The organism is Schlesneria paludicola DSM 18645, assembly GCF_000255655.1.
Lineage (GTDB): Bacteria > Planctomycetota > Planctomycetia > Planctomycetales > Planctomycetaceae > Schlesneria > Schlesneria paludicola.
In genome coordinates this window covers 956,159-969,655 of sequence record NZ_JH636434.1, presented here as the reverse complement: position 1 = coordinate 969,655, position 13,497 = coordinate 956,159, and the positions used below count along the sequence as shown (strand labels likewise).

General features: G+C 56.2%; 10 protein-coding genes. 6 read left to right on the top strand and 4 right to left on the bottom strand.

The window, feature by feature from the left end:
* The first annotated feature begins 483 nt into the window (after positions 1–483).
* The 6 genes from OSO_RS0104645 to der all read left to right on the top strand — a co-directional run bounded on the left by OSO_RS0104645 (position 484) and on the right by der (position 7,533).
* A complete protein-coding gene (locus tag OSO_RS0104645) occupies positions 484–1,587 on the top strand; it encodes a DUF1559 domain-containing protein (protein WP_010582339.1) in 1,104 nt (367 codons plus the stop codon).
* Between the two features lie 168 nt (positions 1,588–1,755).
* Complete coding sequence (locus OSO_RS0104640; protein ID WP_010582338.1) at positions 1,756–2,274, top strand: hypothetical protein; 519 nt, start codon at positions 1,756–1,758, stop codon at positions 2,272–2,274.
* Positions 2,275–2,635: 361 nt separating this feature from the next.
* On the top strand, positions 2,636–3,568 hold the full coding sequence (locus OSO_RS42130) for a pseudouridine synthase (RefSeq protein ID WP_010582337.1): 933 nt from the start codon (positions 2,636–2,638) through the stop codon (positions 3,566–3,568).
* Positions 3,565–4,449: a dihydroorotate dehydrogenase electron transfer subunit gene (locus OSO_RS0104630; RefSeq protein WP_010582336.1), complete on the top strand. Its 885-nt coding sequence runs from the start codon at positions 3,565–3,567 to the stop codon at positions 4,447–4,449. The genes OSO_RS42130 and OSO_RS0104630 overlap by 4 nt, the downstream gene beginning before the upstream one ends.
* A 142-nt stretch (positions 4,450–4,591) precedes the next feature.
* Positions 4,592–5,806: a cofactor-independent phosphoglycerate mutase gene (locus OSO_RS0104625; RefSeq protein WP_010582335.1), complete on the top strand. Its 1,215-nt coding sequence runs from the start codon at positions 4,592–4,594 to the stop codon at positions 5,804–5,806.
* A 287-nt stretch (positions 5,807–6,093) separates the two neighbouring features.
* Entirely contained in the window at positions 6,094–7,533 is a 1,440-nt protein-coding gene (der, locus tag OSO_RS0104620; protein WP_010582334.1) for a ribosome biogenesis GTPase Der, read from the top strand.
* Positions 7,534–7,693: 160 nt separating this feature from the next.
* Here the strand turns inward: der and ald are convergent, their stop codons facing one another.
* From ald to OSO_RS47450, 4 genes are all read right to left on the bottom strand, one after another.
* Positions 7,694–8,800 carry an alanine dehydrogenase gene (ald, locus tag OSO_RS0104610; RefSeq protein ID WP_010582333.1) on the bottom strand — a complete coding sequence of 369 codons (1,107 nt, stop codon included), beginning with the start codon at positions 8,798–8,800 and terminating at the stop codon, positions 7,694–7,696.
* A 36-nt stretch (positions 8,801–8,836) separates the two neighbouring features.
* Entirely contained in the window at positions 8,837–11,284 is a 2,448-nt protein-coding gene (locus OSO_RS0104605) for a hypothetical protein (protein WP_010582332.1), read from the bottom strand.
* A 223-nt stretch (positions 11,285–11,507) separates the two neighbouring features.
* Positions 11,508–12,875, bottom strand: coding sequence for a histidinol dehydrogenase (gene hisD / locus OSO_RS0104600; protein WP_010582331.1), 1,368 nt, complete (start codon positions 12,873–12,875; stop codon positions 11,508–11,510).
* A gap of 20 nt (positions 12,876–12,895) precedes the next feature.
* Positions 12,896–13,453 carry a TlpA family protein disulfide reductase gene (locus tag OSO_RS47450; protein ID WP_010582330.1) on the bottom strand — a complete coding sequence of 186 codons (558 nt, stop codon included), beginning with the start codon at positions 13,451–13,453 and terminating at the stop codon, positions 12,896–12,898.
* Positions 13,454–13,497: the final 44 nt, after the last annotated feature.

Genomic DNA, 13,497 nt, shown 5'->3' with positions numbered 1-13,497 from the left:
TCGCGAAGATTTCTCGCGAAGAGCTCACGGATTGTTCACACAACCTTCATTTTCCATCGATAGCATCCCGCCTCACGACACGATTCCGTTGCGGAGGTTCCACGAATCGTTCTGGTGGAGAGGGACTTGATTGAGCAGCAGTCATGTTGGCTTGATCGACAGATTCCACGTCAGGCGGTGGTTCATTCGAAATTCGTGCGGCCTTCATCAAGACCACATTGGCGTGAAATAGGATCGGATTCGCTGGACGCCGGTCAACGGTATTCCGCTGGTTCCGATGAGAGTTCTTTTAGGTCACGGTCCACCCGCAATTTCAGGAGGAATGAATTGGGTTGAACAGTCGCGGTTGCGGCTCAGGGAGGATGGACCGAAAGCTCAGGGAAGAAGAGCGTCGAGGGTTTAAGCGTCAAATCGCCCCCTGCGATTTGTTTTGCGGTTTGTGTCTTGTCATGGTTCGTTTCTCAGGTAAGGAAAACTGAAAGAATGTCAAAGAAGCCGTTTCGTAAAGCATTCACACTGATTGAATTGCTGGTGGTGATCGCCATCATCGCGGTTCTGATCGCGTTGCTGTTGCCAGCCGTTCAGCAGGCTCGCGAAGCTGCCCGCCGCACACAATGCAAGAACAACTTGAAGCAAATTGGCTTGGCGGCGTTTAACTACGAATCGACCTACAGCCGATTCCCATCCGCCGGTGAAGGTGCATGCCGCGACAACGTCAATCTGCTTGGGGCTTCGCAAACCACGGCACACCCTTGGTTCCCAGCCTCGATGCATTCGTTGATTCTGCCGTACCTGGATCAGGGCAATACCTACAACCTGATGAACTTCAACTATCACTACACCAACAGTGCCAACAGCACGAATGCCACCGCTGCGAAGACAAAAATCGCCGCGTTCATGTGCCCATCGAGCCCTGTTGGTCAAACCGACTTCCGCGGCTACGGGTTGAACGAATATATGCCCGTTGCCTACGAAGATATTGATCCGACAACCGGTACACGTAACGCTGCCACGTTGACCGCACTCAATGGCGAGTCGTTCAGCGATTCGGCTTACGGTCTGTTCGGCAACAAGATCAGCGGTATGACAGACGGAACCAGCAACACGATTGCCGTCATCGAAGATTCGGGTCGTCCCGCCAACACCGTCGGCAGCAAGCTGGCTGCCCCCAATACGATTGGTGGAGCTCCAGGACTCGATGGTACGCAGTTGCTGCTCCTCGCGGCCGCCTCAGGCGCAACCGTCGATTTGACAAAAGTGGCGAGCGGACCAACCGACGCCGCGACGATGACCAATCGCTGGGCTGATCCAGACAACGGCAGCGGCGTGTCTGGCCCTCCTTACATGGTTGGCGGGAACAGCAACATCATCAACAACACCCGAAATCCTGTTGGTGGATCGGCAACCACTTGCTACTGGACAGCAAACAATTGCGGTCCTAACGATGAACCATTCAGCTATCACGTCGGTGGTTGCCATGCCTCGATGGCCGACGGTAGCGTCCGATTCATTTCGGAGAACATTTCGTGGCAAGTCATTCGTGCTCTCTGCACGGGTGCAGGCGGTGAAGTTGTGGGCGAGTTCTAAATGACGCGTGGGACTTTTCCTGTCTGTCAGGACGGAGTTCCCTGCGATGAAAAACATCAGCCCGGTCGAGAGCTGCGGCTTTCGATCGGGCTGTCTTCTTAATTTTCTTGTCACGTCGGACGATCTCAGATCAACCGGCGCGTCACATAAATCACGGACAAAAGAGTCATGTCGACGCGAGAATTCAGTCGTTTGCGAAACGCAGGTTCAGTTGTTGGCCTGTGGGTGGTCAGTGCCGTGGTCGGATGCGGTGGTGCCGCGAACGAAATCAAAGTGGCTCCGGTCAAAGGCAAAGTGACAGTCAAAGGTTCTGACCCGTTCGAAAAAGGGCTGGTTGTTTTTGCGCCGAAAACGGCCGGAAAGAATCTGGGCGGCTCAGCGACGACCGATGATCAGGGCAATTTTGTTTTAAGGCATGCCACCGGAAAGCCGGGCATCGAGCCAGGCGAATACCACGTCTTTTTTTCGCAGTTCCGGATGCCCGATGGTGCTCCGCTTCCCGATCAGGCTGGGGAACGTGAGCCCAAAACGCCGCAAGAGTTGGGCGGCGTCCAATGGGTGCCTCTCGAGTATTCGACGATGAAATCGACAAAGAATCCTGTGACAGTGGAAGCGAAAGGCGGCAGCTTCGATTTCGATCTTCCAGAATTGAAAGCCCAGAAAGTGACTGCGGCCAGACGAAAGTAGGCGGTCTCCGAATTCACGTCGCCTGACTCGAGGTCGCCTCTCGTAAGGCCGTGTTTGCGGTTCGCATCGAAACATTCCCGCCTCGGCCATTGGGTCGGGGCGATTTTGTTTTCTGACGCAATGGTGTGCCCGTCGATGGAAGAACCTTTCTCGTCGCTTGAAATCACGGTATGATTCGGCTGCGACAGAGAGGAAGCTTTTGCTTCCCATTTGATGCTTGGGGTGAAATTGCGAATTGTTGTGAGCCATAAGTCCTTATAGGGGAATGGTTTGTCGACTGGCTGTGAGCTCTTGTCATCTTAGGGCTGTCCCGATTGCAGTCCCTCGCGCACGCGTTCCTTGGCCTTTAGAAGTTCGACCCATGCCCCGCCGCTCACCAACACCGCCTCCTGAACCCGACAACGACGTACCCGATGATGAGGGCTCGTTTGAGCGGTTGCAAAAAATTCTGGCATCTGCGGGTATCGCCTCGCGGCGGGCCTGCGAAGACTATATTCGTGATGGCCGCGTCACGGTTGACGGAAAGACGGTCACCGAATTGGGAATCAAGATTGATTCCCAGGCACAGAAGGTTTGCGTTGACGGCGAGCGAATCAAGTTTCAGAAAAAGCAGTACTACATCGTCAACAAGCCGGTGGGAGTTGTCTGCACGAATGCCGATCCGCAGGGCCGTCCCCGGATTATCGACCTTCTTCCTCCCTGGTACGGACGATTGTTTTCAGTCGGTCGGCTGGATGAGTCGTCGGAGGGGTTGCTGCTGGTGACAAATGATGGTGAACTGGCACACGCCCTCGCCCATCCTAAGTTCCAGGTCGAACGTGTGTATCGCTGTATCATCGCGGGAATTCCCAGCGACGAAACGTTTCATCAGTTGCGGCAGGGTTTGCACTTCACCGAAGGTAAGTTCCGCATGCGGGACGTACGGCGAGTAAAGTCGAACGGGAAAAGCACATTGGTTGAGGTCATTCTGACTGAAGGCCAGAACCGAGAAGTCCGCCGCTTGTTTTCACGAGTGGGCCACAAAGTTTTGAAGTTGCGCCGAACGGCGTTTGGCCCCATCAAATTGGGTGAACTTGATCCCGCGGCTTACCGCCCGCTAACAACTGCAGAAGTTCGGGTCCTGAAGCAATATGCCGCGAGCGAGCCGTCGGGACGTCCGTCCTGGCAGCAACGGGACGTCTCGAATCCAAATCGAAAACGACTGAAAGGTGTTGGCCGTCCGCGATCGAAATCCGGGTCTCGGGCTCCGTCGGCCAACCGAGGTGGTTCACGAGGGAAGAAACCCCGACGATGAATGATGTTGTGCTTGATCTGCCCGGCGTCGTGTCGACGGCCGTGCAGGAATCTGCGACGGTAGTCGAACACGAACTGATGGCGAAGAATACCTGGCGGATGCGCCTGAGTTGTCCCGCCATTGCCAGACAAATTGTGCCTGGCCAGTTTTTCATGGTCCGCATCCCGGGGCGCAGTGACCCGCTGCTGGGTCGCCCTTTTGCACTCTACGATATCTACACCGATGCCGACGGTCACCCGGCAGGGCTCGATTTCGGCTATGTCGTTGTGGGCAAAATGACATCGGTCCTGGAGTCCTTGTCGGTCGGGAGCCGCGTCGAAATGTGGGGGCCGTTGGGGAATGGTTTTCCACTTCCTCCGTCCGGTCATCTGGTCATCGCCGCGGGGGGAATCGGTCAAACACCGTTTCTGGCGGTCGTGCGAGAAGCGTTGAAACGTCGTGTTTATGGTGATCCCGCACGGATTGTTTGCACAGCACCATCCCGAATTACGCTGTGCTACGGTGTGCGTGGCGTTGAGTATCTGGCGGGGGTTGAAGAATTTCAGGCCGAGGGAATCGATGTCCGCATCTCGACGGATGATGGTTCCGCTGGACGTCGTGGTTTCGTGACCGATGTCTTGAAGAATGTGTTCGCTGAAAAACCGGCTGCGACAGCCCTGTATTGCTGTGGTCCCGAGCCGATGATGCAAGCGGTCAATCGGCTGGCTGCCAGCGTTCGGATTCCGACCTGGCTGTCGCTCGAAACGCCGATGGCCTGTGGCTTCGGTGCCTGTTTTAGCTGTGTCACCAAGATTCGACAGGACGACGGAACGTGGGATTATCGCCGCGTTTGCGTAGAAGGCCCGGTCTTTCCGGGTGACAAAGTCGTCTTTCACGAATAGACGGGCTATGGCTTGTACATTTGCGAGCCGATCACCCTCGCTGCAATCGACATTTCCCCGTCGCCTCAGCTAAAAACCAGTATCACGGTGACGAAGTGAGTGAATTCGTCCCCCGCCCCCGACTCTCACGACAACAAATTCCATGAAATTCGCATTGGTCATTCCCGACGGTGTTGCTGACGAACCACAAGCCGTTTTGGGGGGTAAGACTCCACTTCAAGCGGCGAACATTCCTCGGATGGATGAAGTGGCGCGACTGGGAATGGTCGGACGAGCCGACCATGTGCCGGCGTCGATGCCCTCGGGCAGCGATGTCGGAACGATGAGCCTGTTTGGATACGACCCGCTGGAATACCACACGGGCCGCGCGCCGCTGGAAGCCGCCGCTCAAGGAATCGAACTCGGTCCGCTCGATTGGTGTATTCGTTGCAATTTCGTCACGGTCGAAGACGGACGGATGCGAAGTTTCACGGCCGAGCAGATTCCGAACGACCTGGCGCGCAGTTTGGTGGAGCGATTGCAGCGCGACGTCTGCGGCGATGAGCATTGGAAATTTTATGCCGGTGTGAGCTATCGAAATCTGCTGGTTTACCGAGCGCGCGGGGAGGCCGCGCCATTTGGACCTCAAACTTCAACAACGCCACCGCACGACATCACCGATCAATTGATCGAAACTTTTCTGCCCAGCGGACCCGGTTCGGAGTTGCTGCGCGACTTGATGCAACGCAGCCAACCCGTCCTGGCAGGGTCTCCAGAGAATCTAGCGCGAGCCGCTTCGGGCGTTCATACCGCGACGCAAACCTGGCTCTGGGGACAGGGGCAGCGCCCGGCCTTCAAGTCGTTTCTGGAGCGGTTCGGACAGCGCGGCGCCGTCATTACCGCAGTTGACCTGCTCCGAGGATTGGGCCGACTGCTGGGCTGGAACGTCATTGAAGTCGAAGGGGCGACGGGCTACCTCGACACCGACTATGCCGCAAAAGGTCGCGCCGCGATTCAAGCTCTGAAAGACGATGTGACAGATTTTATCGTGGTTCATGTTGAGGCCACCGACGAGGCGTCGCACGAAGGCAAGGCCGACGAAAAGGTCCGCGCGTTGGAACAAATCGACCAGCACATCGTGGGCCCTCTGCACGAATATTTGAAATCGCAGGGGGACTATCGATTGCTGGTTTGCCCCGATCACCCCACATTCTTGCGCACGAAAACGCACAGCCACGGATATGTTCCCTTTGCGATGTGTGGAACGGGTGTCATTCCCGATCAGTCGCCGACCTACGACGAAGTCGTTGCGGCCAAATCCCCGACCGTGCTTGATCGCGGCTGTGAACTGATGCCGCTGCTATTTCGTAAGTCGTAGTACTGTATTCTGTTGCATCGCAATCGCCTGGTCGGCTAACAGGGCTACAACACTTCCTCGTTGAACCGCGGCTCGACAAAGAGCGCGGTTTTCGCGTGGATCAAGTCTGCTTGTGTTCCTTCGACGTACTGCCACCAATCACGTCTCAATCTCGCAGTCTCCGTTGGCTCCAGGTTGAACGACGAGGGGTTGGTTTCTTTCTACCAGTCGTCAGGGGCTGAACTTTGGCGTCCGGTTTGCTATGATGCGTGGTTCCGAAAAAACACGCTTTCGTTGAGATCTGCAGAATGTCCGTGCCCAAAGTCGCCATCGTCGGTCGTCCCAATGTTGGCAAAAGCTCCATTATGAACTGGCTCGCTCATAAGCGAGTTTCGGTTGTTGATCCAATGGCTGGCGTCACACGAGACCGTGTGACCTATTTGATGCATGTGGAAGATCGCTATTTCGAGCTGATCGATACGGGGGGAATTGGAATCGTCGATGTCGGAGAACTGACCGACGAAGTCGATACCCAAATTCGAATTGCCATCGAACAAGCTGACGTGATCATGTTCGTCGTTGAAGGGCCGGCGGGAATCACCGCGCTCGATCAGGAAGTCAGTCGGCGACTTTGGAAGATCGAAAAGCCTAAGCTGCTGGTCGTCAACAAATGTGACTCGCCGAAAGTGGATCAGGAAGTTGCTGAGTTCTATCAGGTCGCCGACGCACCGATGGTCACCATCAGCGTCAAAGGCAACCGGAATCAAGACCTTCTGCTGCATTCCATTTTGAAGGTCTTGCCTGACGCTGATGACTCGGAGGCCGAAGAAGGCGAGCAACTCGAAGAAGTGCCCGAGCTGAAACTGGCCATTGTCGGACGGCGCAACGTCGGCAAGAGCACCTTCATCAACCAACTTGCTGACGATGATCGCGTCATCGTCAGCGAGATTCCCGGCACGACGCGCGACAGTATCGACGTCCGGTTTCAAATGGACGAAAAGGCCTTCATCGCCATCGATACGCCCGGTGTCCGCAAGCGAAAGAGTCTTGCGAACAACGTGGAATGGTACGGCCTAGCCCGCGCCAAACGCAGTATTCGACGTGCGAATGTGGTGTTGATGTTCTTTGACTGCCTTGAAACCGTCTCGAAGGTTGACAAGCAACTGGTTGGTGAAATTCACTCCGAACACAAGCCTTGCATCTTCGTCGTGAACAAGTGGGATCTGGCTCCAGAAGCAACTGCCACGACGGACTGGGCCGAGTACCTGTTCAAGAACTTCTCGCATATGCGACACGTTCCTGTTTGCGTCATCACGGCCAAAGAGGGCCGTAACATCAAGAAATTGATCAACCTCGCCCAGTCGATCTATAAGCAATCTCGTTTTCGTGCGAAAACGGGAGAGCTCAATAAGCTCGTTCGTGCAGCCGTCAAGAATGCTCCGCCACCAGTGCGGATGAATCGCACACCACGAATTCTGTATGCGACGCAAGTCTCGACCGAACCTCCGACGATTGTCATCAAGTGCAATGCGGCCGAACTGTTCGACGAAGATTACAAGCGATATCTGCTTGGGGTCTTGCGCGAACGATTGCCGTTCAAGGAAGTGCCGATCAAGCTGTACTTCCGCTCCAAATCGGATGATCAGAGGGGCGAACGCGAGGAATTGATTTCGTCGGCCCTGGATAAGGGAATCGACATGGATGAATTCGAAGACGAGATCATGGGAACCGACCTCGACGACGAATGATTCGGCGGCGGCCACCTGCAGACCACGATGAATTCGTCGAACGCGAATTCATTGACTCCGGAGTCAGCGACGGCGTTTGTTTTTGGTTGCGCCCGACACCCGGCGGGACTTGAGTTACGCTCAAGCCCTACCGGTCGACTTGCCTTTGCCCCGCGATGACTCAAGCGGTGAATGGCGAGTACGGCAATTGAAACGTATCGGCCACGGGGCGATTGGTGACGCGACCTTGATGCAGATTCACGGCGTTCGCAAACCCTGGATCATTCGTCGTTGCTGTCTGCAGACCTTGATTGGCGAGTCGCATGACGTAGGGCAGAGTCACGTTACAGAGCGCATGCGTGCTTGTCCGCCCGACTGCACCGGGCATATTCGTGACACAATAGTGAACGATGCCGTCAATCACATACGTCGGGCTGGAATGGGTTGTCGGCCGGGTGGTTTCGACGCAGCCGCCTTGATCCACCGCGACATCGATAATCACGGCGCCGGGCTTCATCAGTTTGAGGTCGTCACGCGTGATGAGTCGCGGAGCTCGTGCCCCCTCGACCAGTACCGCACCAATGACCAGATCGGCCAGTTGTAGTTGTTCGCGAATGTTATGTCGGTCGCTGAAGACGGTATTCACATTCGGCGGCATGATGTCTTCGAGGTAGCGCAGTCGATCTACGTTGACATCCAGGATCACCACATCGGCTTGAAAACCGGCTGCGATCCGTGCCGCGTTCTTTCCGACGACACCGCCACCCAGGATCGCGATATGGGCCGGTGCGACTCCGGGGACGCCGGCGAGCAAAATACCTCGCCCCAGTTGCGGCCGTTCCAGATACTTCGCTCCCTCTTGAATACTCATCCGTCCCGCTACTTCGCTCATTGGCGTCAAGCAGGGAAGGTCGCCTTTCGGGCCGCGAAGCGTTTCATAGGCGACCGCGGTAATTCCTGTTGCCAGCAAATTCTTGGTCAGTTCTTCGCTGGCAGCCAGATGAAAGTAGGTGAAGACAAGTTGCCCCGCCCGAAGGTGTGGCCATTCGGATGCTTGAGGTTCTTTAACTTTGACGATCAAGTCGGCGGCCGCCCAGACTTCCGCGGCGGTCGAAACGAGATGGGCACCATTGGCCTGATACATCTCATCGGTCAGACCGCTACCCATGCCGGCGCCAGATTCAATCAGAACTTCGTGACCGGCCCGGGTGAGTTCATCGACGCCTACTGGCAGCATCGCAACCCGATACTCGTCAGACTTCACCTCACGCGGGACGCCGATACGCATGAAAGCACTCCGCACATAAACGCTAGGGATGACTCGCTATTCGTGATCGTATGACTTGAGTGACGAGCGCACAATCGCTCGAACTGTCCACAATCCACTGATCACCATGGTCAACCCAATGATACCCAACACCGTCGACGCGGTGGAGGTCGAGATTCCGAAGACGAACGCCATGCGTTCGATTGGGCCATTCAAAAGCAGCGCTTGTGAGGATGATGTGGCATGATCTACGGTAGTATCCGAGCGAGTCTTCGACGACGCTTTCTTCGCTGCGAATCCATTTCGTGTGGATTCCAGCGTCGGTTCGATCCGTGTCTCTGACTCCAATCGTGCCAGCGATTTCGTATTCGCCTTCGTTTGACCAAACCGCCCATTCAACGCGGCAGGCGAATCGAACGAGGTCTGCGCGACAGAGGGCGCAGGTGGCGGTAGTGGAGCCAAATTGTCGCCTTCAGCCGCATCCGCTCGGGCTTCTGGACGACCGACAATCGACCCCGAATAGCCTTCAATGGTTGGGGCGATTGCATTATCCCACAAAGAGCCTCGTATTTCCGTTCGCGGGGTGAGCGTGCTTTCTGTGGCCGGACCATTGAAAGTGTCAGCTGAGCCGGCCAATGCCGAGTTCGTCGCCGATCGCAGCTTCACCGTCGGCAGCGAAAAGAGAGATTGCGTACCTGTTTCTGAGAGAGCCTCCAATTGCCCACCGTCGCGTAGAGACTGGCGTAGGTCCAGCGGAACTTGCGTGGACTTTGCGGTCGTACGTTTCTCCGCGGCGAGTCCGTCGTGTGCAGAATTCGCCGCTCGCCAGCGAATCATCGAGGTCCGGCCCACGATCGGAGTGCGTGACGAGATAGGACTGTGCTTCACACGCACAGGAGCGGCCTCGGTTTCCGCGTCGAACAGCGATTCATCGCTTGCTGGAGCTGCATCGTCCTGAGTTGCGGAGTCTTCGACGAAACTGTCTTCCTCCGAGTCACGAATGAGGCGTTCCGAAAGCAAGTCGATTGTGGCCGACTTCGCAACATCACCAGGTTGTAGCGAGAGTGCGGATTCCAAACGCTGCTTCAGTTCATGAACCTGGCGCGACGGAAACTCGTCCTCCGAATTGTCGTACCAGGGACGTTCCTCGGTCGAAGCTTGATCTTCGAGTTGTTGGGGTGCGTCATGATTCTCTTTCGACGTTGCCGCTTCCGGCTTGATCGAGGCGAGACCCGGTGATTCTGGTTCCCAGGTCGCGGCGACGGGGCGAATGTGACGATCGTCAAGCAAAGAATCGAACGGCATTGGCACTTCGGCTTTGTTGTCAGTTGCCATGTCCGCCCAGGATTCAATTGTCGGGCCCGTCGAATCGGCGTCGACATCCGCTGGGAAGTCTTTGGCCAGATTCATTTGCTCGGTCGAAGCGAATCGCGGTCGCAATTGAATTCGCTTTGAATTCGATATCGCTCGTGAAACAGTCAGCTCACTCTCGATTGCTTGCGTGACCGACGAAACGACGGTTTCTTGTGTCTCGAGTTGAGCGGGGCGAATCTCTGCTTCATCCTCAATGATTGGGGCTTTGGGCAATTCCTGAGGTGACTCATTCAACGGATGGCGAACTGTCGGCTCGACAAACTGAATCTCATCTTCGAAAAGGTCATGGATCGATTTCGATGGCGATTCGCTGATCTGCGATTCGACGCTCGATTGCGGCGATAGTGTGTCATCGTGCCCAGGCATGTTTCGCGGTGCGGTCGGCTGTGGAGCCTCCCATCCCGTATCGGCCGAAGCGGCCGCCGTCACCGGTCGCGGTTCCGCTTTGCGATCCGCAAGTTCCTGACCTAAGAAACGCGTTCTGAGTACAGGTTTCGTCAGCGGCACGACGTCGGCGGGTGACGGATTCGGTTCAGAATCGTGCCCTTTGACGTCGCTCGCTTCTGGTTCGGACAGCTGCCGCGTCGCAACGACAGACAGGTCCAATTCCGACTTGTCATCCTGAAATGCGGTATCGGCGTTCAACGCGACTTCGGCGTCGAAGATCGCATCGCCTTCATCAAGAGCCACATGTTCCACGGGGGCCGATCGCTTCGGTTCACGCCGAGCAGCCTGCCATTTCTTGTTTCGGACTTCAGTCTTCTTCCGTTTCAATTCACTGACGTATCGCGCCGTCGCTTCGGGCGAGAGGTCCGGCGCCGATTTGTTGAGATCTTTGGTTTTTTCGGCAATCAAGGTGGCACGTTCCGCGACAGCGATCGCTTGATCGAAGTCCCCGCGCGCCTCGAGCTGTCGGGCTTCATTCAAGAGCTTCTGAATCGTCGCCGCGAATCCTTTGGGGGATTTTGCCGCGTCGCTACCCGCGGCCTTTCGACCGGCAGGAAATGCCGGCCAGCCCGCTGAAGCATGGCGCACTTCTCCGCAACTCGCCATGAACGAAACGGCACTCGTCATGACCACACAACCGGTGCGGAAGATCCGAGAATTCTTGAAGTCGCCCATGTCAATCATTCGCGCGTCCTTTGGCGAATGCGATCACACCCCGGAAACGGCATGCCTTGCGGCAATCCGACATCAGTTCGGATCGGTTGTACGTCCCGTGACGCTTAACACGGGTAGGAGGACGTTAACGACAATCGAGGCAGGTGAGTCTCGGGAATCGGCAGACTCTTCCCAGCTTAACATGTCCAAAGGGGGGCAAGGCCGACTTCAGCGTGTTTTCCGAATTCAAGGATTAGGGATTGTCGAGACGAACGTCGACGCTTGAGCTATGTGCAGTCAGCCCTTCAACAGCAGCCAGTCGACGAATATCGTCGGCCGCGTCCTGCAGTGCTGCGTGATTGTACGAAATCACGCTAGATCGTTTCAGAAAGTCATTGGCACACAGTCCGTTGGCAAAACGCGCGGTTCCACCCGTCGGCAGGACGTGCGAAGGCCCAGCGAAGTAATCCCCTACGGCGACAGGAGTTTGATGCCCCATAAAGATCGCGCCGGCATTCTGAATCGTCTTCAGCAGATCTTCTGGCACACGTGTTGAGATGTGCAGATGTTCTGGAGCCAAAAGGTCCGCGAGTTGTGCCGCCTGATTCGCGTCACGCACCAGGACGATCGCGCCATACTCGTTCAAACTTGTGCGTGCCAGGTCGCCTCGCGGCAATTGCGACAATTGCTGTGTCAGTTCCGTGCGCACCGCGTCGATCAAGGGAGCGTGCCAGGTGATCAAGATGGCTGAACCTGGACTGTGCTCGGCCTGCGAAATCAGATCTGCCGCAACGTAGCGCGGCATGGCCGAATCGTCCGCGAGTAGCACGACTTCGCTCGGCCCCGCAATGCTGTCGATATCGACTTCCCCGTACACGTGCTGCTTGGCGAGCGCCACGAACAGATTGCCGGGCCCGACGATCTTGTCGACGCGTGGTAAGCCCTCGACACCATAAGCCATTGCCGCGACAGCCTGCGCACCGCCAATGCGGTAGATCTCGGTAATGCCGATTTCCGCGCAGGTGGCAAGCAATGACTTGTTGTATCCGCCAAATTCGGTCGGCGGCACGACTACAACAATCTCTTTCACACCCGCTGTTTGAGCTGGTACGGCCGTCATCAGCACGGTCGATGGATAAGCCGCCGCACCTCCAGGAACGCAAATCCCGATGCGCTTCAGCGGCAGATAACGTTGGCGTAACTCAACGCGGCCTGATCCCTGCAGGCGGATCAACTGCACATCCCCATGCAGGATCTGCGACTGAAATTCCACGATGTTTTCGCGGATGCGACGAATCGTGGACAAAAACTCATGGTCGCACGATTCGTGTGCGGCCTTGAGTTCCGCCGCCGACACGCGCATTGTGTCCAGCGTGAGCCGTTGATGATCGAGTTTTGCCGTGTATTCCAGCACGGCAGCCAGCCCGCGTTCTCGCACATCGGCACAGATCCGTTGAACGACCTGCCGCGGCGCAAGCGGCTCTCCAAACAGTGCAATGGTCCGTTGGCGTCCCGCTTCAGAAACGATATCTCCCTGGGGACTCAGCTTGCGTCGCAACTCAGCCAGGGCTTTGACGGGGTCTTGAACGGAACAATCAATCGTGGGAATGGTGAGCGTCACGGTAGTCGATTCTCAGTGAATTATGGAGCTTTGACGGCGGCTTTGACGGCGGCTTCGATTTCTTCGTGCGTGAACTCTTTTCCTTCCCCGCTTTGGAATGTTTTGAAGAGCTTGCCGTCTTTGCCATAGATCTTAAAGTGCGGAAGTGCACCGTCGGGAATTTCGAAGACGTCCGCTCCATCCTCAGAGATATCCACGGAACTCAACAGATTCTCAAAGGTGGCATTGCTAGTGGTTAGAAACTTTTTGACAGCGTCGGACGCCTGGCCTTTCACGGGATTGTCGAAACAAAGCGAGACGACGACGACACCTTTTGAGGCGTACGTTTTGCTCAGTTCGACCGTTTGTGGAAAGGCCTTGCGGCAAGGATTGCACCAGGTCGCCCAGCAATCCACGACGACGACTTTGCCTTTGTAGGCCGCAATCGCTTTGTCATAACCCGCCTTGTCGACGACACGTACGCTGATGGCGTTGGATGCTTGGGCCACCGCGAAATGGGGAATTCCCGTCAGCAAGAGTCCCAATAAAACGATGCCGACTCCAACGAATCCGCGACGAATTGCCTGGACGCCTTCCATGATGGTCCTTCCGAACGTAGGTACGCTATCGAACATCAGGTGCC